The following is a 25858-nucleotide window of genomic DNA, read 5'->3' on the forward strand; positions in this document are numbered from 1 at the left end:
AACTGAGTAGTTCATTTAATAATAGACTAGACTGACTAGTTTAGAATGTCAAGGTAAGATTGATGATTCAACCTTAAGGACGACTTGGCATGAGACAGGCAAAACCTGGACGTACAGATAGACAGCTTTCTCCAGAAAAAACCGCAGCCATTTTAGAAGGTGGAATGCAAGAATTTTTAACTCATGGTTATGCAGCAACAAGTATGGATCGAGTTGCGATCGCCGCCAAAGTTTCAAAAGCGACAGTGTATAGTCACTTTCAAGACAAAGAAAGTTTATTCATTGCGCTCATTCAACGTTTAGTCGAGCAAAGATTCCAATCTATTTTTGGTACAGCAGACGATCAAATTTTCCAAATGCCACCCCAAGTTGTTCTGAGAAATTTTGCTAATCGAGCCTTAGATATAGAGACAAGTGAACCTCAGTTTCTCAATTTTATGCGGCTGATTTTGGGAGAGTCGGGACGATTTCCGCAATTAGCTCGTGCTTTTGTTCGTAATATTGAGCAGACTGCATTTAGAAGGCTCTGTTACTATTTTACAAATTGTCCGCAACTTAAGCTATCTGATCCTGAAGCAACAGCAAGAATCTTTGTTGGTGCTGTTGTGCATTTTATGATTGTGCAAGAGATGTTACATGGTAAGGAGATTATGCCAATGGAACGCGATCGCATTGTCAATGGTTTGATTGACTTGATTGTAGAACCGCAGCTCACAGATAATTTTGATACGGGTTGCAACACAGCATCAAGCGGCTAGCTGCACCAATAGCTATTTAAAACTCAATAACCACTCATTTGTCATTTGTGGAGATTGCAAATGCACGACAGATAGTTGCACGTACTCTGATTGCTGAAACAGTGCAGGATACTTTTTGCGATTACGTTGATAGGTTTGTAACATCCATAGCAAGATGGACTCTTGAGTAAAGAACGATTTCCAAATACTTTCACGATTGCCATTCCAAAGTTCCTCTTGTTTAAGCGATCGCCGCAATGTTCGCCGCAAAAGTTGCCTCATAACTAGCCAGAATGAGTAGTCTAGAAAGACAACTGTGTCTGCTTGACTCCAAACGATATCACGAACTTTACTGTAGTTACCATCTATAACCCAGCGATCGCCCTTAAGTGCCTTCAACACACGATCTCGAAACACTTGTTCTGAAGCCGCTGTCCAATTTGGCTCCCAGTATAGTGCGTCTAACTCAATATGAGGGATTTGAAAGTGTTGAGCAATGTTTTGCGCTAAAGTTGTTTTCCCTGAGCCTGTAGTTCCAACAATAGAAATCCGTTGACCACAAGTGTGAAAACCTTTTTTCATAAGTTCAACTTCTATACTATAACTTCGCTTCTGTAAAGATTTAACTTCATCGATTGTTTCAGACTCACATAAGATAAGTTCAGCAGTTACCTTCGGCAACTCCACCAAGTCTCCTTTCTGTTCATGTCATCGACTTGTTATGCCACACTGCTTACCTATCAAGCATTCTCATTCTCAGGGTTGTATAGTCTGAAGCAGACTCAGAAAGGAATAGACATGATTTGATTAATCCATTCCTCAGCAGTGGAAGCTTCCCAAATCAAGATGAGGGTCTCAATTGCTTCATTAATTGACAAACGCTGAGAGAGAATTAAAACGCCGGAACTAGTTTGAGATAGTACAAATTCTCCAAATTCAACAGGCATCGTTTTCCGATCGTGAGTCACTAAAACTCTTCTCTCCTTTGCTGCGCTTACCAATACCTCCTGATCTTTCTTACCCTCAAAGCCTGCTGCATTAGCTGACTGAAAATCAAGATTTGGTTGCCTGCGCAATACTCCACTTACAATCGATTGCTTAAGATCAGCATCGGCTTGGAAGCGAACCTTCTTCATGCTTTGTCCTGTTTCTGGATTTGAGCAGCTTTTAGTTTCTGGTATAAAAGTAAGTTTTTTTCTCTGAGGGACTGCTGCAATTCCTCAAACTCTGCTTCTCCCTCTTTTAAGTACCGATCAATCAGTTCTCGATTGGCAAGGTAAAAAGCAATGCCACCATAGATTTGTTCGAGTTCAAGCAAAGGAAAATTTTGGGCAATACTTTCCGGAGACTCACCGTTTAAGAAACCATACACAACTGAATCAAGAGAAACACGAGTTCCCTCAATCCAGTACCCTCTATCTCGTTGCTCAACATATTGCTTTGTTAAGACTGGTGATGCTGTCATAAAACCAATCACTACTCTCTATTTACGATAGTAATTGGAATTCGTCGCCACTATGTTATGCGAGATTTGATTCTGAATTATGTATTAATGGCTCAAGACACATGAGCAAACAAAGCTAATAAGATTTTTATCAACTACTTAAGGTATAGTTTTTGTTGTCCAACTATATGATGGCTTTGCAGGAGTCGCGGTGCGTGGTGGGGTGCTACGTCGCGGTTGAGTTGCTGCGGGGCGGCGGACAGTTCTTGTTGTCGTTCGATTAACAGGGCGTGGTTGAACGCGTTTAACTGGAACTACTGGAGTACTTCTGCGTTGAGGAGTCACTCGTTTTGTAGTAGTTGGCGTGACGGTGCGTCTTGGAGTTGTCGTAGATGCAGTTGCGATCGCAGCAGTACGGACTGCTGAAGTTGTGTTCTGAGGGCTAGTTGTTGACTGTGCTGTAACAGCAGTTTTCTTAACTTCTGCAAGCTTTGATTCTGCTGTTTGAATAATTGGCTGTGTTTGTTGTTGCCAATAGACTGTATCTAAAACTTTGTTCGCTTCAGCGATCGCTTGTTCCCATTTTTCAGCTTTGAGAGCAGTTTTAGCAGCTTCGAGGTGTTGATTGTTACTTTGCCACTCAGTGTTCCATTGTTTGATTGTTGTTTGCACTTCTGAATAAATCGGACTCAATTCAGGAATGTGTTGCGCGATCGCGATCGCTTGCTGCAGATCGCCTGATTGATATTCGTTAGTTGCGGTTTCTAAGATACTGTTTGACCACTGTCCAATCAGCTGCTGAACATTTTGATAAAAAGCTGCTGAAGATGGTATTTTACTGGCTTCTGTAATTGCTGCATGAAAGTTCCGTTCTCCTGCAAATCTTATAGCTTGGGCAACTTGACACTCATATAAAATTGACTGCGCATCTGCGTCATAGCTGGATTTCTCTAACAAATTAGAAGCCTGACTAACGCACTCTTCATATCTTCCTTCTGCTTTGAGTGACTTCATTTGTGCTATCGGCTTAGAGATACTAGGACGTGGTTGCCAGTAAATTGCATATCCTGCAACTAAGCTCAAAATAATTGCTGTAATTCCTGCACCAATGCGCAGCTTGTATTGACTTTGAACCGTATGACTAGTACTTACACGGTTATTTGAGGGTGGATCAATGTCAGTGTTGTTAACTGAATTGACTTGCAGTGCAAAAGTACTTGTCTGGTCAGATAGGGGTTGTGGGGGGAGGGGTGGTGGCAGTTGGGCAACACTCATTTGACGACTGGGAGCAAGCGATTGCGCTCTTCTCAGCGCTGGAAGCGATCGCTCCATGATTGGGCTAACTAACTGCGAGCTAATTTGACCAGTATACAGCTCTGTAGATCCTGCTAAGGTGACTGGAACAACGTGTTGAAGTTCTGATGTTCTGGTGTCTTCAGTAAAAATGATAGTGCTTTGTGGCGGACATGGTAGCGGCACTTGTTCTAATAAAAAGTCTGCTGTATTTGCTGGTTCTTCTGGTATGTTGATGCGTGCGAGATCTTGCAAAACTTCTGTTGCTGTTTGATAGCGATCTTTAAAGTGGTAACGCACCATTTTTGAAAGTAAGTGAGCAAGTGCTGAGTCAACTTGCGCTACTATGTGTAACCACAAAATTTCGCCCGTGTCCAAATCTTCTTGAAAACGCATCGGACTTAGACCAGTTAGGGCTTGAATGCCAATAATACCTAAGGCATAAATATCACTATTCGGACGTGGTCTTCCTCGCCCTTGTTCAGTGGGCATATATCCTGGCGTGCCGATACCAATTGTTGCTGGGGTTCCTAGAGCAAAACTTGTTTTTGTTTGTCCGTGGGCAGTCACAACTTGCGTCCACGCTTGCTTTACTGAACCAAAATCAACTAAGACTAACTTGTTGTCCTCTTGGCGTTGAATTAAGTTGTTTGGCTTGATATCGCGATGAATCACTCCTTGGCTGTGGACGTATTCTAAAATGCCTAAAACTTCACGTAACATATGATAGACTCTTCCCTCGCTCCAGTGTCTATCTGCTTGTAACGCTACACTTAATGGATGACCTTGAATAAAATCTTGAACTAAGTAAAATTCTTCGTTTTCCTCAAAGTAAGCGAGTAGTCTCGGGATTTGGTCATGACTACCCAGCTTCTCTAAGGTTTGCGCTTCAGATTGAAACAGACGCCGCGCATTCTCTAAAAAACTGGAGTTGCTGCTAGCAGGCTTGAGGTGTTTTACAACACATCTAGGACTACCTGGTCGGTGGATGTCTTGGGCAACATACGTTTGACCAAAGCCACCAGTGCCTAAAACATCTACGATTTGGTATCGCCCACCTAGCAATTTGCCTATCATCGCTTGACTCTCCCCAAGAGTTGAATCGCTTTGGTAAAAGTGACAACTACTACACCACTTTTACTAATTTGAATTCATTGATCAGCTTAAATTTCAGTTTAAACAAATTAAAAAATAGTTGCTAATTTAATGGATAATTCAATGAAAAATGCCACAATTTCCGGTATGTTTTTTTTTGTAAAGTTTAGGAACAAAATTGCCTTCAGTAGCTTCTACGCGCTTTATTCGCATACTCTATTTACAAATCAGCAACACCTAATAATCAGGAGTGATATGCAAAAACACGTACATTTTTTTGTAGCTACGCATACAAATCGGATTTTGTCAACATTAGTAATTTTGGATAACAGCTTTTCAGAATTTGCTTGTTCTATTAAGAGATGTAAGTTTCCACAATAATTTTGACATAAAATGACAATATTTTCTGCTGAATTTGCTAGGAATAAGTCAAATACATTAAATTGATGAATTGCGACAATTCAAGCTAGGTTGCAGGAATCTATTCGTTAGATTAGCTTTCTCAATCAGAGAGTTTTACACTGAACCGATGAATAGCCAAAAGCCTCGGTAGGCTAATACAGTTAGTTGTGCAATCACCGAAAAAGGTAGCTATGTCTTTACAAGCAATTGTGTTTACCGCGCTTCCAGTATTAAATTTTAGTGTTATGCCGTTATCTGCACTACCAGCAATACCACAGCTAACAGCAAGACATCAACAGCTACAGACTCAAAATATCTTGGCAGCGGCAAATGTGTGGCGCGGGAAACTCTCAGTAGATACAATTAGCGGTGGTCATGCTCGACCAATATACACAGTAAAATTTAGCCCCAATGGACAAGTTCTGGCTAGTGGGAGTGGCGATCGCACTGTGAAAGTTTGGAATTTGGGTGCCAAAAAGCTGCAATACACCTTGACAGGGCACAAAGACTGGATTAGTTCAGTAGCATTCACTCCAAACAGCCAAATTTTAGCAAGTGCAAGTGGTGATAAAACAATCAAATTATGGGATCTCAAGTCAGGTAAAATCATCCGCACGCTAGCCGGACACAAAGATTGGGTAAGTTCTATTGCCTTTAGTCCTAACGGTGTGATTTTAGTGAGTGGAAGTAATGACCGCACCATCAAAATATGGGATATCAGAACAGGACAACTTCTCCGGACAATTACAGATGATGGAGGCGTAGCAGCGATCGCAATGAGTCCAAATGGAGAAATGATTGCTACTGGTACTTTTCGCCAAAGAGCAAACCTCTGGAGTATGAAAACAGGTAAGTTACTTCATTCTTTATCAGGACACGCAAGACCAATCTACACAGTTGCCTTTAGTCCTGACAATAAAACCCTAGCTAGTGGGAGTAATATTGGAGAAGTCAAACTTTGGAATACCAGTAATGGCGAACTTCGGCGTACTATAGTTGCACACAAAAAAGAAGTGACAGCAATTAGCTTTAGTGGTGATGGCGAAACTTTTGCAACAGCGAGTGAAGATCGAGTTATTCGACTGTGGAATATGGAAAATGGAGAAGTTGTTCGCAATCTTGCCGATCACTCTCAAGGAATCACGAGTGTAGCTTTTAGTCAGAATGGGCTAAATTTTGCTACTGCTAGTAAAGATCGCACGATTAAGATTTGGCGTGTTTCTCCTACTGGCTCTATAAGTTAGCGGTGAGTCGTTAGGTAAATAATTTTTGTGAATATTTCTTGCCTGAATATGGTAAAGATTTTAGGTGGATCGCAAGTAAAATTTTTACCTCTATTAAACCTACTAGGTCTGCAATGACGCTCAACTATCAATCGGATACTTTAAATGGGTCTTTTGAGTCGAATAGCAACTCACTGTACACTAACAGTTTCAATGAGTCGCAGGCTTTAAGTACACTTTCACCTTTAAGACAGCATTCTTCAATTCAAGCTGCAGCAAGTGGTCCTGAAATTGAAATTCAAAACCTCGACAATGTACCTTATAGCGATCGCCTTGTTTTTAGTCGTATTGGTAGCTTGAGCGACCCACCTGCTAATGGAGTTCACGATACAGTTACGCTGCGAACCAAAAACTTAGGTACTAGCCCTCTGAGAATCACAGGCGTACCAATTACAGGACCGTGGGAATTACTCAATAATATTCAGGTTCCCATGACAGTTGCTCCTGGAGGACAGCTGGATTTACGAGTTCGCTTTAAAGCAACGAGTGGCAATATTCATAATGGGACATTAACCATCAAGTCTAACGATGCTGATGAGGCAAACAAAGTTATTCAACTTTCGGGTTTCTGGCAATCAGTATCTGAAGGTAATCAAGAACCCAGTCTAAATGAGATTTTGCGAGTTTTTGGCTATCAAACAAAAGTGACTGGTCCTGGACAAAAACTCAATCAAAATGGTTTAGTACAAGCAGTAGGCGATGAAGTTCTTTCCGCCTATTGGCAACGGGCAAATGCTGCTCAACCTGTCACTGTGAGACAATTAGCGGCTTATCATACCCAAGATAAAACTGCGACAATTTTCTGGCATAGCAAAGGTAGCGACGCAACTAAGGTTGTTTTTACCCATACAGGTGTTGATGGACAAACGCTGCTACCACGTAAACGAGATTTGGTGCAACCTGCACGAGGTTCTTTTACTCCCAATGGAGCTTTTGGCTTTAAAATTGACCAAGAGTGGAGCGATCCAACAAAAAATAATCAATTAATTGACCAACAAAAAGGTAGTCCTGGACCTAGTGGTCATCACGTTCGTTTTTGGGCAGTTCGCGATCGCCAAGGACAAGTGATTCCCAACACTTGGATTGTTGCAATGGACTACTCTGGAATTAACTACGATTATCAAGACAACGTTTATTTAGTCAGCAACATCAAACCAGAAACGCGAAATACTCTGTATCGAATTAATGTAGGAACTAACACTTCTTTTACAGATAGCACAGGTAAAGTGTGGTCTTCTGACACAGGGAAAGGCTGGTTTTCACCAACAAATGCACAAGCAGAGAATGCTGGGAATGTGCAGATCGCAAATACAACTAGTGATAAGCTTTACCAAACTTATCGCGGGAAAATTGCCAATAACACTCCTCTAGCATCGCGCGTGATTAACTTTAACCTCCCAGTTAGCAATCCAAGTAATCTTGAAGTGCGATTACATTTTGCCGAAACCTACTGGGGTGCACCTGGTAGGGGTCCTGGTGGTGTTGGTAGACGCGTGTTTGATGTCCTCGCAGAAGGTAAACTTGTGATGAATAACTACGACATCTCAAAAGCTGCTGGTGGTGCTTTAAACGCAACAATGGTCGCAATTAGAGGTGTAAGAGTTACTGATGGCAAGTTAACTCTCACTTTTAAAGCAGAAAAAGACTTTCCTTTGATTTCTGCTATTGAAGTCTTACGGCTCTAATATAGCTAAGGAATTACCTACCCGTAATTAAGTTACCTTACTAAAACCCACATGGAGAAGCCTTATCAGCAAGTTCCAATTTTAGAGTGTCACGAACCACTTGTTCCGATTCCTCTAGAAAAGTTTGCGGTGGTTTCTCCCCATCCTTATCAGCAATTGGGAGCGGTTTATGGCGATCGCTCTCCTTATTATTTACGTCAAAGTGTCGTATCAGCTTTACTTACTGCTCAAACTGAACTACAAAGACAGTATCCTGCTTGGCGAATTCTGATTTTTGATGCTTATCGCCCTGTAGCTGTGCAGCAATTTATGGTAGATTACACGTTCGGGCAAGTTGCGCGTACTGCTGGGTTGTCAGTAGATAGTTTATCTGCGTCTCAGTGCCAAGAAATTTGGCAACAAGTTTATCAGCTTTGGGCAGTACCTAGTTTAGACAAGCGCTATCCACCCCCACATAGTACTGGTGCAGCAGTAGATGTCACACTTGTCAATAGTATGAATGAGAATGTTGAGATGGGTTCTGCAATTGATGAATTATCAGAGCGATCGCATCCTGATTACTATGCCACTAGTATTTGTGCTGAGGCACAACAATATCACCATCATCGCCAGATACTATTTAAGGTGATGCATTCTGCAGGCTTCCAACGTCATCCTAGTGAATGGTGGCATTTTTCCTTGGGAGATCAAATGTGGGCGTATCTAACACAAGCCAATTGTAACGATCCCATTGTTGCACGTTATGGTCGTGTGGATTAAGCACCTTATTGGCTACGCCGAGAAACAAGAAAAACTTTAGAAATTATCGGATTCTCCAAAGTTGACCGATAGGGTGAATTATTTCTAAATTATAATTTGGACTTTGTTCAAGAGCTGCTAGTAAATCTGCCTCTGGTCTAAATAAGAAAATATCACTAAATTGACTGATATCTGTAGAAATTTCAGTCTCACTTACTAATAAGATACTTACTTTGGTGTCAAGTTCATAGCTAAGAGACGTGATTCGACTGACTCGTTTTTGACTACTAATAACTAAAGGTTGATTTGTTTGATTAATAATATTAGCGACTTCTGGATTATAGTAGCTGCTATATTTATTCCACCAAGTTTCTGCTTGGTTAATGATAATACAAGATAAAATTCCACCGGATAACACTATAACCAAAATAAGACGCCACGCTTTTTGTTGCCAATGTTGAAAAGATGTAGTAAACCGATTAGCAAACAAATACGCAACAGCCAATTGTATGCCAAGATAACTGGGAAACAAATATCTTGCTATACTTGAACGTTGTCCTCCAGATACTAAATCTGGGATAAGCAAACTACTTGCAGGAATTATGACTAATGTCCATATAAAAAGCCAGCATGATAATGGTGTATTGCGACATAACACATAAAATGAATATAATACTAAAACAATAACTAAAGGAATTAAATACAATAAAGGTTCACTAAAGCTAAATTGAAAAATATCATTGCCATTTTCTATATCAAAAAAACGAACTTTATTATAGCCAAACTTTATATCAAAAAATAGAGCATTGAAATTTAATAACCATCTTTTAATGAGCGTGTCAACACCAATTGTTCTTGCTGTCCACTCACCAATGCTACTTGCATTAATAAAATATAAGATTATCCAGGGAATCAGTGTAATTAGGCTTGCTAAAGAAGCTATTATATAAGCAATAAAATTTTTGGTTATCTGAAATCTTGCTTGAACTAACAAGTAAGTTCCATGAGCTACACATACTAGTATAAAGATTAGATGAGAGTATAGTCCTAAGGCTACCGTTAAAGCGTATATTCCCCAGCTTGACTTTGTTTTTTGGCGATTAGCTCGTAGCAAGGCAATACTTGCAAGTAAAGTAGTTACTGTGAGTAAACTATATTCTCTAGCTTCTTGGGCATACAATACGTGTAGTGGGGACACCGCTACTAATGCTATAGCGATCGCACCCACAAGTGGCGAAGTAAATAACTCTAAACACAGCCAGTAAATGCAGGGAAACACAAATAAACTAATAACAGCAGCAACACCGCGAGTAACTGTGATAGAACTACCGAAGATTTGCATAGCAACGCGAGCGATCGCATAGTATGCTGGTGTATGTTCTGCATTACCAGCCAAAGCATTTATTGTATCTAGCCAATCTTTTTCTGGAGATAAACGTTGAAATACTTGTAAATCTCTAACATTGATAATGCGATCGCTTGGTACTTGATCGACAAACTCTGTTTTCCTATAACCAACAACGCGCACAGAAGTATGAACTTCATCAATCCAATAAACTTTTTTATCTAGATTGGAAAACCTAAAGAATATGCCTAGAATTAATACACTAATAAGAAAAATCTTAAAATAATTGGGTAGAGTTTTATAGGCATTCATTTAGATTTTAATCTAGTGACGATTGTTTTTGAATACATTGTGCTTGTAAAACTACAAACCTGTCAACTTCAAAAATAGTACATCGGGCAGTGATATTACTTAAAGCCGGTACTGTTTGTTGTAACTGTTGAATTGTATTTGTAGCAAGTGGTTGAAATTGTTGAATCCAGCGATTGCTTGCAATGTAATCTGGAGTAAAAGCATTTGTTTCTAATAACCAGAAATCTATATTATATTTTTGAATCAGTTTTTGCACGTCTGTTAAGTCTTGACTATACTGTGCTTGAATTAGGTCAAGAGTCTGCTGACGAAATTGACGATAATACCCCCAATGATAAGGTATTGCATACTCGCTCCCAACAAGAATAGAACGTTGAGCAAAGGTAGGTAAATTATTAGTTTCCTCTGCTAGCGAAGCTATAAGAATATCTTGCGGTTGTTGTTGGAAAAACCGATATAAACTAGGGCTACTACCAACAACATAACCAGTCCATAAAAAGTTATTTAATGTACATGGATAGAATATTAATGCAACGGCAATTGCAGACGCGAAAACATGTTTTAAATAGTAAAATATTCCTTGATGAGAAGCGAAAAATCGCCGCAATAGAGTATCTAGCAATAAAGTTAAGGCGAGCGCCGCAGCTATTATCATGACGATCCGCAAACTATGCTGGGTGTAACGACTGGGAAGATGTAATTTAAATATCAAAGCATGGGCAATGAAAAACATGACCAATGACGCAAGTAACAGCTGTGGTAAGAGAATAATATTACGGCGGATCTTGGTTGCTAAAGGAAACAGCGACGGATACCACAACATAATTGGTAGCAAAATTCCAGCATAAACAAGTGGTGGCATTAGTGCGGAAGTCAAGCGAATACCACTACGACTTTCATTAAACCAAAACTCCCAAAGGTCGTGATTAAAAAAGCTACTTCTTCCTCCTGGTGAGAATTCAGGTAAAGTTCTTGCAGTCGATATGGGAATTGTAGGTGCAAATTCACTCGTATGCAGCGCATAAGGCAATAGTATAAGAACAGCAACTCCAATCCCAGCTATGCAGAAAACATAATCTCGACGATTACGTGACAGATATAGTTGCCCATGACGCCAGTGGCAAATTTGAAACAATAAAATTAGAGTACAAACGAAAAGTAGCGAAGGATAAAAGAGTCCTAATAGTGCGATCGCAATTAAACAAAGGATGAAAGAACGTCGTAAAAAATAATAAAGAAATGCTAAAAATAGTGGATAGATAAAAGCTTTTGGTGTAGCTGAAATTAAGCCATCTTGCATCCACAAATTTTGATTGAGGAGGATTGAACCGATAAATCCAGTTAGCGGTATTGGTAATAGCTGTAAGCAAACACTAAAACTATAAGCTGTAGTAATTAACCCTAAAACAATAGGTAAAACTTTACTCAACCATAGCGGATCAATACCTAATAAAGCGAAGCTGCGATAAAAGAAGGCGTATCCTAATGGTGCAACAGATTGAAAATAATCAGCAATTAAATCGTTAGGAAACAATTCAGGGTTTAAAAACCGCCGCATCCAAAAAACGTGCTGTCGCGCATCGTCTTGCACAATATACTCACTACCAAAAGCGTGCTGAAGCGCTAAAATGCCATAAAGAGTGGCAAAAATTAGACTAAGACCAAACCAGAATTTAGTATGAGTGTTAAATTGATTTGTTTGTGGTGGAATGAGAAGCTTATGCAGATGCCTTAGCATGAGCGCGATCGCTAGTAAACAAGTATAAATTTATCTCTAACTTCTGCAAGGCATTTAGCTAGATCATAAAGTATAGCGATTGTCTATGAGAATTCTACTTTCGTCAATAGGGATACTCTTTTTCAGATCAATGAAAAATCTTACTCAAAAATGTTTAGAAAAATTATATTGCTCAGTATTGCAGCGATCGCCGTAGTATTTACTTGGAGTAGCTTAGCTTATCCTGCTGCATCGCAAGCACAATCTCGCATTAATGCCCTAGAAGTAGATCTGAGAGGTGTGCGATCGCGACTTAACCGTGTCGAAGCCCAATTGAATCAATTGCGTGGCGTTCAGTCACCAAGAACACCAATTACACTACCAAATCCACCAGGACCAAGAGCACAATTAAGTCAAGACCAAATGTTTGATCGATTAGCAACGCTCGTAGTAGAAGTAAAGCAACAAGTAAATCAACTAGAAACTCGCGTTTCTGCGTTAGAAAAACGAACTCAATAATACAATCAACCTACTATCTATCATTACGCAGCCAGTCAGTCAACTTCGTCAAATGTCAGATAGTAGTCTCATTGTGGGGTGTGGGTGGGCAGGCAAGATGCTTACCCCACTGAATTATTTTAATTTAGAACTTAATCTACTAAGATTCTGCTGATTTCAAGGCGCGGTCAAGGATAATGCGGGCTTCTTCAGCTTTTGCTCTTGCTTCTTGATAACGAAGATTAACTTGTGCAAAGTTTTTTAATGCTTTGAAGCCTTCTTTGATGCGAGTAATTTCTGCTTCGCTGACAGACTTATCTGTAAATAATACATCAATAGCAGTCCGAACAGCCATCGCTTCATCTCGCGACTCTTGCACTTTTAGTTTGAGGGTAGCCAGATTGCTTAAAACTTGTACCGCTTGCGTTACTGCATCTTCATCACTTGCTGTCTCTGTGGTTGATTCTTTTAACTCAATTAGCTGTTGAGAACTAAAACCTTCTGCAAGATCTGTTGGAAGTTTACCTTCATCCATCAGTTCCATCAGCTGATCCATCGCTTTCTCACGCGCTTTCGCTGAGTCTTTGCCGGAAACGGTGAGGACAATTTCTGGACTTTGAGGCAAGGTGTATTTAACCATAGTTGCTGACAATAAATTCTTCATATGTATTGCTGAGTCTAGTAGTTTTTAGCAGCAGTACTCATAACACAAGAGATAAATTTTAACTTAAGTGGTTAGGCGATCGCTTAGCCATGCTTTCGGATAAACACTCGCTCAACTCAATGACCAAAACTTAGAACCTTATACTAAAGAAAGGATACTGATTTCTCAAGGGTTTTGTGTACCGCAGGGTCAATCCCAAATCAAGAATCCACAATTGATTTGACTGAGGGCGTGTGAATGGCTCCAAATCCTACTATTATTCAAGCTGTAGAACAACTGGGCTACCGCGTTACTGTTGGAGACGTTGCGACTCAATCAGGATTAAACGTCAGCTTGGCACAACAAGGATTATTGACGCTTGCTTCTGAAGCTGGCGGACATATGCAAGTTGCTGAGTCTGGTGAGATTGTCTACCAATTTCCCAAAAATCTCCACACAGTTTTAAGAAACAAATTTTGGCGGTTACGGCTACAGGCTTGGTGGCAAAAAGTCTGGCGAGTTTTATTTTATTTGATTCGGATTTCTTTTGGTATTGTTTTATTGCTCTCAATTGCGATTATTTTTCTGAGTATTGTCATTATTATTAGCGCGGCAAATCGTGACAATGACAATCGCAGCGATCATTCTGGTGGTGGGATGATGTATATGCCACGCTTCTGGATTGGACCTAATTGGTATTGGTTTTTTTATCCTGACTATGGTACGCGCTATCAACGGCGACGGCGTGAAACCAGCGAACTGAATTTTTTAGAAGCAATCTTCTCATTTTTGTTTGGCGATGGCAATCCCAACGCCGATTTAGAAGAACAGCGCTGGCAAACAATTGGAACTATCATTCGCAATAACCAGGGTGCAGTTGTTGCCGAACAAATTGCGCCGTATCTTGATGAAGTGGGTACAGGCTACGCTCAAGAGTATGAAGATTATATGTTACCTGTGCTGACTCGGTTTAACGGACAACCTGTCGTAAGCCCCCAAGGGCAATTAGTGTATCATTTTCCTGAATTACAGGTAAGTGCCTTGCAACGGCGATCGCGTTCTGTTGCACCATATTTACAAGAATCACTCTGGCGCTTTAGTGCTGCAAGTTCTGGGCAAATCGCTTTAGCTGCAGGATTGGGTTTGTTAAATTTTGTTGGTGCTGTGTTTTTAGGTTCTTTATTAGCCGATGGTGCTGTTGCTGCAGAACTAGGAGGATTAGTCGCGTTTGCCCAAGGTATTTACTGGCTACTGCTGGGCTATGGTACAGCGTTTTTAGCAGTTCCTCTGGTACGGTATTTCTGGATCAAATGGCGGAATCGTCAAATTAGCGATCGCAATCATCAGCGACAACTTAGAGCAGGAACTTTAGTCAATCCTGATGCGACTTTACAACAAAAAATGTCTTATGCTCAGCAATTTAGCGCGAATACAGTGATTACTCAAGAAGACTTAATTTATACTACCGAAACAGATCTCTTAGAACAAGAATCATCTGATAAAATAGACGCAGAATGGCAACGTCGATTGCGTCGCTCTGATTCATAAAAATCTCTATTGCTCTGTTTTTTTGTGACAGCCAAAATTACTGAATGATTGCGGTAATATTGTTGTAACTTGGTATTTTCGACGTTCAACGGAAACCTTTTCACAAGTTAATTATGGAATCTAAGGATGCTTCTACAGGTTTCCAGCAGTACTGGCTGATGCTGAAGCGGCGGTGGTTGCCTGCTTCTATAGTTTTTAGTGTCATTTTTGCCTTAACTGCTGCGGGTTTATTAATGCGAAAACCAACTTATGTAGCTGAAGGAAAGTTACAATTTCGCAGAACAAGTCCAACATCCTCACTGACAGGATTAGGAACAGAAATAGGGCAGTTAGATCCTTTGCAATATCAAAACACACCCCTTGATACTGAAGCAGAGGTGATGCGATCTGCGCCCATTACAACAAATACAATTAATAAACTTAATCTGAGCGATCAAGAAGGTAGAGCACTCTCCCCAACTCAGCTTCTCAACCAACTCAGTGTCAGAAATATTACTGGTACTGACGTGTTGCAAGTAACTTATAGAGATAAAAATCCAGAACGAGCAGCAGCAGTTGTGAATACTCTGATGACTTCGTATCTTGAGAACAATATAGTTAATAACCGCAGTGCAGCGGCAGCAGCGCGAAAATTTATTGAAGAGCAGTTACCTGAAGCGAGAGCAACTTTACAACAAAGAGAATCAGCTTTACGTGCTTTCCGCGAACAAAATCGCATTGTCTCACTGCCAGAAGAAAAACGGACTGCGGTAGATACATCTGCAGATATTCAAAGACAAATTAATACGATTCAAACTCAGCTAGCAGACGCACAAGCACAATCAGCACTGCTACAAAGACAACTTGGTAGAGGCTTACAACAAGCAGGTACAGCTACCGCGGCAAGTCAGTTACCTGGTGTCCAAGAATTACTCGCAGAAATTCAACGTGTTGAGTCACAACTAGCAACAGATCGCGGACGTTTTCAGCCAGATCATCCTAGTATTGTGTCTTCGGAAGCAAGACAAGCTGATTTAGAACGGTTGTTGCAACAGCGAGTTCAAAGTAGTTTTGGTGCTAATCAGCCACAAAACATTCGTGGTTTACAACTGAGTCCCTATGAGCAAAACTTGACTCAAGACTTGGCACGTTCTGAGGCAAGAAGACTAGGGTTGAATAGTCAACTAACAGCTTTATCAAACCTACAAACAGCTTACACGCAAAAACTCAATGGTATTCCTCAACTAGAACAACAACAAGGAGATTTAGAACGCGAACGAGATACGGCACAAGCTACATATAACTTGTTACAACAGCGCTATCAAGAAGCACGAATTGCAGAAAATCAAAATGCAAGCAACGCGAGTATTATTTCAGCAGCTTTTGTTCCTCCAGAACCAGTAGGTTCTCGTCAGTTGTCAATTTTGGCAGCAATACTACTAGGTGGATTTGCCGCAGCAGCTACAGTTTATATTTTAGAAGCACGAGATAAATCACTGAAAACAGTTGATGAAGCGAAAAGAATTTATGGTTTGCCATTGTTAGGCATTATTCCAGCTTTTAAAAAATCAGACAAACCTGCCCTGCGCCAAGGAATGGAACGTACGATTCCAGAAGTTGTGGTGTTAAATGCTCCGCGATCGCCTTTTAGTGCTGTGTACCGCATGTTACAGGCAAATCTGAGGTTTCTGAGTTCTGACAAGGAACTGAAAGTTATTGTTGTTTCTAGTGCAGTACCAAAAGAAGGTAAATCGACTGTAGCAGCTAATTTAGCAGCAACAATGGCACAATCAGGTAGAAGAGTCTTACTTGTGGATGCGGATATGCATCGCCCTGTACAGCATCATGTCTGGGAAACAACCCATCAAACAGGTTTAAGTAATCTTTTAGTTGGAGAAGCAGAATTTAGAACAGCAATTAAATCCGCAATGCCTAATCTAGATGTCCTTCCGGCAGGAGTCACACCACCTAACCCTGTTGCATTACTCGATTCCCAGAAAATGGCAGCTTTGATGAGGCGATTTGTCAAAGATTACGACTTCACAATTATCGACACACCCGCAATTAATGTAGATGCTGAAGCACCAATTTTAGGCAAAATGGCAGATGGAGTATTGCTTGTTGTCCGCCCTGGAGTCTCAGATGCTAATAATGCGGCTTTGGCTAAACAGTTTCTGCAACAGTCAAACCAAAATATTTTAGGGTTGGTTGTGAATGGTGTTGTCCCTGAAAACGAACCCCAAAGCTACTACTACTTTTCACAAGAGTACAACACTGTTAAGACAAATTCCGCACCACAAGTTGTACAGCCCAAAGTAGGTAAATAGAGTTATCAAGGGTGGAGATTGGCGATCGCTTGAATCACTCTGGTTAAATCTTCTGATGTTAAATTTGAACCTGATGGTAAACACAAGCCACGGTCAAATAAGTCTTCGGCGATCGCCCCACCAATGCGATCGCATTCACTAAACACAGGTTGCAGGTGTAATGGCTTCCAGACTGGGCGAACTTCAATTTGTTGCTGTGATAGTACTAAACGAATTTGTTCGCGATCAACGCCAAAAGCATCAGGATCAACTGTCAGACAGGTTAACCAGCGTGTAGCCCGCCCAAATGTTGCTTCTGGCATAAACTCAATTCCTGGTAACTTACCTAGTTCTTGCTGATAAATTGCAAAATTGTGCCGTCGTGCAGTCACTCGATCTGCTAATACGCGCAATTGACCGCGTCCTATTCCTGCTAAAACATTACTTAGACGGTAGTTATAGCCAATTTGAGAATGCTGGTAGTGTGGTGCAGGATCTCTGGCTTGTGTTGCCAAAAAACGAGCTTTAGCGACTAAATCAGCATCTTCAGATACTAACATCCCGCCGCCGGAAGTTGTGATAATTTTGTTGCCATTAAACGAAAAAATGCCAATGTGCCCAAACGTTCCAGGCGATCGCCCTTTGTACGTCGCACCTAGGGCTTCAGCAGCGTCTTCAATCAGCGGAATTTCGTACTCGTTGCAAGCTTCTACAATTGGCGCAAGATCGGCACTTTGTCCGTAAAGATGAACGACAACAACGGCTTTAGGGAGTTTCCCCTGATGCAATCGCTTGGCTAGAGTTTCCCGTAACAAATCAGGGTTCATGTTCCAAGAAGTGCGATCGCTGTCAATAAATAGTGGTTTTGCCCCTAAGTAGGTAATTGGACTTGCCGTTGCAATAAACGTTAGTGTTGAGCAAACGACTTCATCACCAGGTTTAATCCCAATCAAGCGTAATGCTAAATGTAAAGCAGCGGTTCCTGAACTCACTGCTGCTGCATGACTTGCACCAATTGCTTGACAAAACTCTTGTTCAAAAGCGTCAACATGAGGACCAACAGGCGCAATCCAATTAGTCTTAAAAGCTTCTTGCACGAACTCTAGTTCGCGATCGCCCATGTGTGGGGTCGAAAGGAGAATTGGTTTAATCACTACTCGGCTCGATTGGGTATGACTAGTTGAACAAATGAATCAGATAGGTTTGAACAAAGTGGATAGGCAAAAAAGCTCATCCTACAGTGATTTGATGTGTTGGTAGGGTAGACTTCTATCCTTCCTTATATAGAAATGCCAGAGAAATACAAGATGTGAGACAAACACATTCTTCATCTAAAATCTTATTGGAAAAGCTTAAAGTCTATGATAGGCAATACAAGCAATCGTAGGACAGATAAGTGCAAGCACGAGCAACTCAACCGGTGATAGAATCAATGACCGAAGCGGAAATGGCAAGCTGGCGTCGCCAACAGGGGTTTCACATCATCTCGCATAGTGGTCGTTATTGGGAAAGGATACGTCCTGGTTTTTATCAACCCATCCATTTGCTAGCTCGCTTGAGTGCTGATCAGGCAACAAAGCCAACACAATTATGTTGGGGATTTCGGGCAGCTTTAGGTAAGACTGATATCGCAGTTGCTAATGGTTCAATACCAGTTCACCTTTTATCCGATCTTGATAGCTACGATATGCAAAACTTTTCATCAAATCGTAGACATAATCTTCGTCGATGTCAGAAGCGGGTCAAAATCGTGGAACTTACTAGTACAGAAATATTAGAGCAACAGGGATTTGAAGTTGTTCTCTCAGCAGCAAAGCGAACTCAATACTTGGAAGCACCTTCAAAACAGGAATATCTCAAAAGTCTTCCCAACTACATTGATTCCAAACATCGGTTAGTTCTAGCTGGTATGATTGGCAATCAGCTAGGTGGATATATTAGTGGCTATGCTGTTGATGGAACAGCTTACTTTGAAAATCTGTATGTCGCAACTGAGGTGTTGACGACTAACATTAACAGTGGACTAGTTTATGAGTTCATCCAAATTTGTCGTCGCAGTGGCAATATTCGTGAGGTTGTTAATGGTTTACATTCGCGCGAAGATCAAGCATTATGTACCTATAAGGATGGTATAGGTTTTCCTGTCAAACATATTCCAGCTCAAGTGTTTTTAAATTCAATCATTGGCAGCTATATTCAGCGGCGGCATCCTCACGTATACTATCGCTTGACTGGACATGAATATTAGTACTTTTACCCGATCGCACTATCCTTATTGCTCTTCTAAGTTGTAGTTTTCTGACCAACTGCCCTTAAATTCTTCACACGTAGCATAACCTTGTTGACTAATACCCTCACGTTGTAAAACTTTCCACACTGTTAGCCCAAGAATTTTAAGATCGAGCCACAAGCTCCAATGATCAACATACCAAACATCGAGTTTAAATCTTTCCTCCCAGCCTAGGGCATTGCGTCCGTTGATTTGTGCCAAGCCAGTAATACCTGGCTTGACTTCATGACGACGTGCTTGTTCGGGAGTATAGCGTTCAAGATATTGAATCAGTAAAGGGCGTGGACCAACAATACTCATATCACCTTTAAGGACGTTCCATAATTGTGGAAGTTCGTCTAAACTTGTGAAACGGATAAATTGTCCTATTGGCGTTAGCCGTTGTTCGTCAGGAAGTAAGTTACCTTGCGCGTCACAATCATTGGTCATCGAACGAAACTTATAGAAATTAAAAATTTTGCCATCTTTTCCAGGACGCTGTTGTGTGAAAAAAACTGGTCGTCCAATTTGCGTGGCAATAGCGATCGCAACTCCTAACATAATCGGAGAGAACAGACTTAGAGCGATGATTGCTGTAGTTTTGTCTAAGAAAGATTTTACCAAGCAGCTCAACTTGCTATTCATTAGCACCCATCAGAAAATTTTTATTTTCCCTAAAGAATTAGTTTATCTTAGTTTTGAGCCAAAATCAGGTTTAGGTAAGATACCTTAAAATGCCTACTACACATTTAATTTAATCAACACTTAAGTAAAACACAAAAAACGAATCACATTGGCGTAGCCTTCTCGTAGGGTAGACATAAAAGAACAAGAGTTTCAAAGAGGTTTTACCCAAGTTCTATTAATTTTTACTTTGGTAACTTTGCCGATCAAGTCTTTTGACAAACACAGTAAAGCATTCCTGCGATGGGCTGATGCGCTAAACCATCAAAAGATTCAAGCATTTGCTGTTGTTGAAGTTGATAACTTGAGCCAAGTGCTAGGATTGTAAAATCTACAGATGTTAATGTTAAAATCGCTTCGTGTAGTCTATACCAATACATATAAGGTGCGCGATCGCAAAGTGCCTTCCAGTTAGGCTTTCCGCCAAGTTTAAGCCAAGGTAGATAGTTCAGTGTTAGGCTTGATCCGCGTAACTTTCTTGTTGTTCTGAGATACATCAAGAATGGTAAGTAGACTGGATTCTGAAGTCTAGATTCGAGGTATAAAAACGAGAATAAAGCGATACCTTTTCTTTTTAAAATTCGATAAGCTTCTTGAATTGCTTTTTTTCGTCCTACTTCAGTTTCAATTGAGCTAACAATCTGCTGTAAATAAATTATCTGCTCAAAGCTAGAATCTGTATATTCTAACTGAGTTGCATCTTGAACTTCAAAACTAATTTTAGAATTAGGATTTTTTTGTTGAGCTTGTTCAATATACTCAGGCATATAGTCATAGCCATAAAGAGAGTTAAAGCCCATTTTCTCCATTTCCAAGAGAATTCTGCCACCACCAGTACCTGCTTCCAACGTTTTTCTTTCTTTATCTAAGTAAGTATCAACTAAATACTTTTCCTCATCAAGCAGATTTACCCCATATGCCCAGGCATCAAATTCTGCTGTGCTGTATATGTGTTTATTATTAACTTTTGACATGATTTCGTTAGTAGTTTGCTATTTAACTGCAACGATAAGCAGGAAAAAATTCAGAGTTCAGTAGTTCTTCAAAAGAAATATTTAATTCTGCTGCACGTTTTTGAACTAAATTGTGGTATTTTTTTTTATTTACAACCAAGCGGATCGTTGAAAACGTCTGTGTCTGTTTAGAAAAACCAGCTTTGAAATGAAAAAGGCTATCTTTTGCGCTGCCAACACCGCCACCAAGGTGTAAAAACTCATTGTTGCGTTCTTTAGCCCAAGTGCGGACATAGTCAAACATGAGTTTACTCGGTGCTTGTTTGAGAAATGCTGATTTTGTGCCACCCAAGTGATATTGAACGATGCCACAAGCCTCAGTAAATAAACCACTACAAATGATTTCATTGTCTAATTCAACAATACACAAGTGAAGTTGATTTTTGAGAGCTTGCGATAATTGGATAAAATAACTCTTATCAAAGTAGTAGGATGAGCTTGCCCCTACACGATCCATTGTTTGCTCATAAATATCAATAAAATCATCAATATATGCTACGAACGGGACTATTTTGGCTATCATACCAGCGCGTTTGCATTTGTTGATTTTATTACGATGTTCTGGTCTAGTTTGACTCCAGATTTCAGCAAGTGATAATCTTAAATCAACTGCAACAGTTTCACCATTGATTTTGCTATACGGATACTCACTTAAATTTTGATTGAGTAAAGGATGCAGTCTTAGAAAAGCTGAGCAAACATTTTTTCTAGATAACTGATGCGTAAACTCATTGATGGCAAAATTGAGAAAATCTGGGTTATTGGCTGCTTCGTTTAATAAAATTCCTGGATAGCCGTAAGGAGAAATAACATCAAAAAGCTCAATCTGAGTCTGAGAAGTTGGCAATAGATCGTCACAAGAGCGCAATAAATAGGGAACAAAGAAAACTTTGTCGTCTTTAGTAATGAGAATAGCTTCAGGAATGGCTTTGATTCTTTGTGCTTCTAAAGCTACGTATGCAGGGAGATGATAAATGTCGTGGCGTAATCTGCTTAACACTTGTTGCCACAAAGGATTTTGTAAATCAAGGACTTGACAAATAGGTTCGTTTGAGGAAAGAGTGTCTATGGATTGAGCTTTGTGGCAGCTTTTCATGTCATAATTCCCTCAGGTCTATTACAGCAATTTTAAATTTCCTCTCAAGGTGTAAATATTTTAACTAATTACATGTACGTAGTTTCCATGAATTACTACTGTGATAAGAATTTTCAATTTTACTGAGTACTATAGATACATATATCAAACATTGCTTGATGAAGATGTAAGTTATATCAAATCGGGTTAATTACGATTCAAGCAGGTAGTGAATAGTGAGTAGCAACTCAATAATAGTTTGGTTATTCAGTTAGAGATAATATTAATCATGATTTCAACGTCCTAAACTTAGATATCATTTAAAGCTTCAGCATAGAGTTGCTCGTGTTTGGCGATAACATGCTGTAAGTCATAATTAGCCATGCGATCGCGTCCTTTTTTCCCTAAATTTTGAGCGGCTTCAGGTTGATCTAACACCCAATTCATAGCCTGGGCAATTCCAGAGACGTCTCCTAACGGAACTAAAAGATGAGAGTCTAAAAGATCTTGAATACCTCTAATATCAGTACCAATAACAGGAACCTCTAGACTTAAAGACTCCATAACACTGCGGGGTAATCCTTCTTGGGCTGAAACCAGTAAAGTTGCAACAGAGGCGCGAATCAGTGCAGGAATATCGCGTCGTAACCCTAGAAAATGAGTGCGATCGCCAATACCCAATTCAGATGCTAAGCTTTGCATTTGTGCTTGCAACGATCCTGTCCCTGCTAACGCTAAATGGGCTTGCGGTTCTAATGAAGCAAAAGCTTGCAGCAAATCGCGATGACGTTTGCGGGGAATAAATTCTGCAATTGACAAAAATAGGGGTGTTTCTGGTGATAAACTCATTTCTTGACGTACTTGCATCACTTCATCTGCTGTCACTGCGTGAGGGCTGTAATAGGCTGTATCTACGCCGATTCCTGGCATATATCGCACTTTGGTGGCGGGGACAATTTGATTCGCAGCTTGTTCGTCTTCACGGTTAATCACAACCAGATAATCTGTCCAATGTCCTGCAAGTTTTTCTAGAGTGAGAAAGATGCTATTTTTTATTGGCGAACCACCACGATAAAAGTGAAATCCATGCGCTGTGTAAATAACTCGTGGTTTTGTTGATTGCCAACGATTGATAACATAACGAGTTACAAACGCCGCCACTGGTGTATGAACGTGGACTAAATCATAATTTTGTTGAGTCAGAACTTGCTGAATTTGGCGCGGTGCATTGATCAAGTTACGCGGATCGAGAGGATTGCGCGACCACTCAATATCCCAAACGCGATCGCACGCACTCATACACTCGCTACAATCAGTAATACCTTGTGCCATAGCATCAACTTGCCAACCTTGTGCGCGAAAGTGGGCGATATAAGGCAACAGAAACGCCCGCACAGTAGCAGGAATTGTTGTAACAATCAAAAGTCTATACATATAAAGCTTGATACTGGTCGACAACGGCATCAAGGGCAAAATTTTCTTGAATTCTGACTCTTGCTGCTTGACCTAAAGCAGTTCTACCTGCTGAACCGATTTCAATTAATTCTTGCCAAGCCTGAGCAAGGGCTTGAGGATTTTTTGGTGGGACAACTTTTCCGGTGTTGCTAACAATCGACTGAGAATCACCAACATCTGTAACAGTACAAGGGACTCCACAAGCCATTGCTTCTCCTACTACTAAAGGAAACGCTTCACCATACGCTGAGGCTGAAGTTGCAATATCGAGAGCAGCCATTAAGTCTGGTATATCACTACGTTCACCCAAAAGATGAACTTGAGACTGTAGCGCTAGATTGTCAATAATTTGTTGCAAGGTTTGATTTGCTGCATCAACGTCTGTACCTGCTAGCAAAAAATGAACGTTTGAATATTTTTTAGTTAAAATTGCCGCTGCTTGCAAAAAGTTTGCATGATCTTTCATCGGATGATAGCGACAAAATAATCCGATTAATAATGTATCTGTGGCTAAGTTCAAAGCAGTGCGAATATTGATTTTTGCCTGTGATGAAGGTTGAAAGCGTACAAGATCAAAACCGTTAGGAATAACGCAGCTATTTTGATGACAATATCCTAACGCTTCGTGTTGCGATCGACTTGTTTGCGAAACAAAAACAATTTTTTTAGGAGAATCAGATATTTTTGCACCTAGTTTAATAATTGCTTGCGTCATTTGCTTTTCAGCATCAAGTGCCGCAATTGAGTGATGAATTCCCCAAATAACTGGAATTTTAGGGGTAAAAAAACGACTAGCAACATATGCAGCTAAGTTGCCGTGATACATCCAACCTTGAATTATATTTGGTTGCAATTGACGTAAAGTCCGAATCAAATTCCAGAAAATGTTTGGTGTAGGAAGTCCCCCTGGTTTCATACCAAGGGAATATACAGGGATATCTAATTCTAAAATGCGATCGCTTAATGTTCCTTGTTCCAGTAACGAGACTACACTTGGGCTAAAGCGATCGCGATTTATCCGCGACAACAGATTGTAAAGCATGATTTCTGCACCACCCGTAGAAAGTCCGGTGATGACATGAACAATTCTCATATTTGGTGCCTTAAGTGATATTTCTCCTCTTGTTGACTTGTTACATTCAATGTTGCCATTAAAGCAAAGCTGAGTAAAATGAATCTATCTTCAAGTATTGTGTGACTAAACAAACCCCACAATAAAATTAGAATAGCAAATGATAGAGCAACGTATCGGTTTTCTCCTCTAGTAGGATATGTTACGGCATAAACAAATAAGGGCAGAATTAAGATACCTAAAAAACCATGGTCTACCATAAATACCAAATACATATTATGCGTCGATATTCTATAACTCCAATCTATAGTTGAAGCAATTCCATTTCCCCATAATGGACTTTGAATGAATAATTGCCATCCAGCAATTAAAATTGCCATCCGCGAATCTGCAGAGTGTTCAGAAGCAGTTGGGTTTTCAAACCATTCCAACCTTTCGCGAACTCCGTACGGAAGTTGATTAATATTAATAAAGTTACTGCTCAGTAATCCCAATCCAATAACAATAATTCCTGTTCCAATCAGCCAGTATATTAATTGATTCTTAGTAATAACTTTTTGCTTAAGAAAAATGAGGATAACTAAAATCCATCCTAAAATTGCTCCACGAGAAAAAGTCAGCAGAATTCCTAATCCTATAAATGCAATAAAATATGGGCGATATTTTTGAGGCACTAAACCAGTACCAAAGATCATACTTAAAACAAGAGCGCATCCTGTTCTGTTAGGATCTACATAAAACCCTGCTGGACGACCTGTATCATTAAGTCCACCAAATACCAAAGGATTTAAAAGTTCATAAATATTATTAAGAACTCCCATGATACCAACAATGATAGTTGTATATCTTGCTGATGATTGCACAGCACGATATCGAGAAAATATCAGTAGCATGATTAGAAAAAACAAAACTGATAAAATTCGTAGTCTTAATTCTTGATAACCAGCATCAGACGATAAAAAAATCAAAAAAGACAATAAAGAAACTAACAAATAACTACTACACCAAGTAACAATAGGTGCTGAAAAAAAATCAATTCTACTAAAAATTGAAAGTAGTAACGGAAGTGATGCAAATCCGAATAGAAAAACCAACATTACAGGTGCAGGCGCTTGCCCAGTTCTGAAAAAATAAAGATCTATATCAGAAAAGAAGAGAATAACAGCACCTACTGCTAGGATACATTGATAATAAAGAAGTAGATCGTGTTTTCTATCTAAAGCAGGAGTCATAATTTTAGAGATACTATTTTTTACACGAGCGTT

22 protein-coding genes are annotated in these 25858 nt (G+C 40.1%); 8 read left to right on the forward strand and 14 right to left on the reverse strand.

Features of this window, described 5'->3' with window-relative positions:
- Positions 1-89 precede the first annotated feature (89 nt).
- A complete protein-coding gene (locus tag CSQ79_RS21290) occupies positions 90-758 on the forward strand; it encodes a TetR/AcrR family transcriptional regulator (protein WP_099703128.1) in 669 nt (222 codons plus the stop codon).
- A 12-nt stretch (positions 759-770) separates the two neighbouring features.
- Here CSQ79_RS21290 and CSQ79_RS21295 read toward each other — a convergent pair whose 3' ends face one another.
- From CSQ79_RS21295 to CSQ79_RS21310, 4 genes are all read right to left on the reverse strand, one after another.
- On the reverse strand, positions 771-1319 hold the full coding sequence (locus tag CSQ79_RS21295) for an NB-ARC domain-containing protein (RefSeq protein ID WP_099703192.1): 549 nt from the start codon (positions 1317-1319) through the stop codon (positions 771-773).
- 200 nt (positions 1320-1519) lie between these two features.
- A complete protein-coding gene (locus CSQ79_RS21300) occupies positions 1520-1873 on the reverse strand; it encodes a DUF5615 family PIN-like protein (RefSeq protein WP_099703129.1) in 354 nt (117 codons plus the stop codon).
- Positions 1870-2202 carry a DUF433 domain-containing protein gene (locus tag CSQ79_RS21305; RefSeq protein ID WP_099703193.1) on the reverse strand — a complete coding sequence of 111 codons (333 nt, stop codon included), beginning with the start codon at positions 2200-2202 and terminating at the stop codon, positions 1870-1872. The genes CSQ79_RS21300 and CSQ79_RS21305 overlap by 4 nt, the downstream gene beginning before the upstream one ends.
- 138 nt (positions 2203-2340) lie before the next feature.
- Positions 2341-4551 carry a serine/threonine-protein kinase gene (locus CSQ79_RS21310; RefSeq protein WP_099703130.1) on the reverse strand — a complete coding sequence of 737 codons (2211 nt, stop codon included), beginning with the start codon at positions 4549-4551 and terminating at the stop codon, positions 2341-2343.
- Positions 4552-5162: 611 nt separating this feature from the next.
- On the opposite strand from CSQ79_RS21310, the gene CSQ79_RS21315 reads away from it, so the two are divergent.
- The 3 genes from CSQ79_RS21315 (at position 5163) to CSQ79_RS21325 (ending at position 8698) form a co-directional block, all read left to right on the forward strand.
- Positions 5163-6215: a WD40 repeat domain-containing protein gene (locus CSQ79_RS21315; protein WP_099703131.1), complete on the forward strand. Its 1053-nt coding sequence runs from the start codon at positions 5163-5165 to the stop codon at positions 6213-6215.
- A gap of 113 nt (positions 6216-6328) precedes the next feature.
- The gene (locus tag CSQ79_RS21320; RefSeq protein WP_099703132.1) at positions 6329-7939 is read left to right on the forward strand and encodes a malectin domain-containing carbohydrate-binding protein; all 1611 of its coding nucleotides are present in this window, start codon (positions 6329-6331) and stop codon (positions 7937-7939) included.
- A gap of 51 nt (positions 7940-7990) precedes the next feature.
- Positions 7991-8698, forward strand: a complete 708-nt coding sequence (locus tag CSQ79_RS21325) for a M15 family metallopeptidase (RefSeq protein ID WP_099703133.1) — start codon at positions 7991-7993, stop codon at positions 8696-8698.
- 43 nt (positions 8699-8741) lie between these two features.
- Here CSQ79_RS21325 and CSQ79_RS21330 read toward each other — a convergent pair whose 3' ends face one another.
- Together CSQ79_RS21330 and CSQ79_RS21335 are read right to left on the reverse strand one after the other, a co-directional pair.
- Positions 8742-10334, reverse strand: a complete 1593-nt coding sequence (locus tag CSQ79_RS21330; protein ID WP_099703134.1) for a glycosyltransferase family 39 protein — start codon at positions 10332-10334, stop codon at positions 8742-8744.
- A 7-nt stretch (positions 10335-10341) separates the two neighbouring features.
- Positions 10342-12072, reverse strand: a complete 1731-nt coding sequence (locus tag CSQ79_RS21335) for a hypothetical protein (protein WP_099703135.1) — start codon at positions 12070-12072, stop codon at positions 10342-10344.
- Positions 12073-12222: 150 nt separating this feature from the next.
- Here CSQ79_RS21335 and CSQ79_RS21340 point away from each other — a divergent pair, with 150 nt between their 5' ends.
- Positions 12223-12570: a hypothetical protein gene (locus CSQ79_RS21340; RefSeq protein WP_099703136.1), complete on the forward strand. Its 348-nt coding sequence runs from the start codon at positions 12223-12225 to the stop codon at positions 12568-12570.
- A 139-nt stretch (positions 12571-12709) separates the two neighbouring features.
- Here CSQ79_RS21340 and CSQ79_RS21345 read toward each other — a convergent pair whose 3' ends face one another.
- Positions 12710-13189: a hypothetical protein gene (locus CSQ79_RS21345; protein WP_099703137.1), complete on the reverse strand. Its 480-nt coding sequence runs from the start codon at positions 13187-13189 to the stop codon at positions 12710-12712.
- Between the two features lie 261 nt (positions 13190-13450).
- Between CSQ79_RS21345 and CSQ79_RS21350 the strand changes: the two genes are divergently transcribed.
- Both CSQ79_RS21350 and CSQ79_RS21355 read left to right on the forward strand, forming a co-directional pair.
- Complete coding sequence (locus tag CSQ79_RS21350; protein ID WP_099703138.1) at positions 13451-14740, forward strand: hypothetical protein; 1290 nt, start codon at positions 13451-13453, stop codon at positions 14738-14740.
- A gap of 113 nt (positions 14741-14853) precedes the next feature.
- A complete protein-coding gene (locus CSQ79_RS21355) occupies positions 14854-17046 on the forward strand; it encodes a GumC family protein (protein WP_099703139.1) in 2193 nt (730 codons plus the stop codon).
- 5 nt (positions 17047-17051) lie between these two features.
- Here the strand turns inward: CSQ79_RS21355 and CSQ79_RS21360 are convergent, their stop codons facing one another.
- Positions 17052-18179 carry a DegT/DnrJ/EryC1/StrS family aminotransferase gene (locus tag CSQ79_RS21360; RefSeq protein ID WP_099703140.1) on the reverse strand — a complete coding sequence of 376 codons (1128 nt, stop codon included), beginning with the start codon at positions 18177-18179 and terminating at the stop codon, positions 17052-17054.
- 242 nt (positions 18180-18421) lie between these two features.
- Between CSQ79_RS21360 and CSQ79_RS21365 the strand changes: the two genes are divergently transcribed.
- Positions 18422-19273 carry a hypothetical protein gene (locus CSQ79_RS21365; RefSeq protein WP_289501400.1) on the forward strand — a complete coding sequence of 284 codons (852 nt, stop codon included), beginning with the start codon at positions 18422-18424 and terminating at the stop codon, positions 19271-19273.
- 24 nt (positions 19274-19297) lie between these two features.
- Here the strand turns inward: CSQ79_RS21365 and CSQ79_RS21370 are convergent, their stop codons facing one another.
- The 6 genes from CSQ79_RS21370 to CSQ79_RS21395 all read right to left on the reverse strand — a co-directional run bounded on the left by CSQ79_RS21370 (position 19298) and on the right by CSQ79_RS21395 (position 25825).
- A complete protein-coding gene (locus CSQ79_RS21370) occupies positions 19298-19939 on the reverse strand; it encodes a sugar transferase (RefSeq protein WP_099703141.1) in 642 nt (213 codons plus the stop codon).
- A gap of 245 nt (positions 19940-20184) precedes the next feature.
- Positions 20185-20952, reverse strand: coding sequence for a class I SAM-dependent methyltransferase (locus CSQ79_RS21375; RefSeq protein ID WP_099703142.1), 768 nt, complete (start codon positions 20950-20952; stop codon positions 20185-20187).
- Positions 20953-20974: 22 nt separating this feature from the next.
- Positions 20975-22087 (reverse strand): GNAT family N-acetyltransferase, encoded by a 1113-nt coding sequence (locus tag CSQ79_RS21380; RefSeq protein WP_099703143.1) that lies wholly within the window; start codon positions 22085-22087, stop codon positions 20975-20977.
- Between the two features lie 288 nt (positions 22088-22375).
- Positions 22376-23500 carry a glycosyltransferase family 4 protein gene (locus CSQ79_RS21385; protein WP_099703144.1) on the reverse strand — a complete coding sequence of 375 codons (1125 nt, stop codon included), beginning with the start codon at positions 23498-23500 and terminating at the stop codon, positions 22376-22378.
- Positions 23493-24614 (reverse strand): glycosyltransferase family 4 protein, encoded by a 1122-nt coding sequence (locus CSQ79_RS21390; RefSeq protein ID WP_099703145.1) that lies wholly within the window; start codon positions 24612-24614, stop codon positions 23493-23495. The genes CSQ79_RS21385 and CSQ79_RS21390 overlap by 8 nt, the downstream gene beginning before the upstream one ends.
- The gene (locus tag CSQ79_RS21395; protein WP_099703146.1) at positions 24611-25825 is read right to left on the reverse strand and encodes an O-antigen ligase family protein; all 1215 of its coding nucleotides are present in this window, start codon (positions 25823-25825) and stop codon (positions 24611-24613) included. The genes CSQ79_RS21390 and CSQ79_RS21395 overlap by 4 nt, the downstream gene beginning before the upstream one ends.
- Between the last annotated feature and the right edge of the window lie 33 nt (positions 25826-25858).

The organism is Gloeocapsopsis sp. IPPAS B-1203, from assembly GCF_002749975.1.
GTDB lineage: Bacteria > Cyanobacteriota > Cyanobacteriia > Cyanobacteriales > Chroococcidiopsidaceae > Gloeocapsopsis.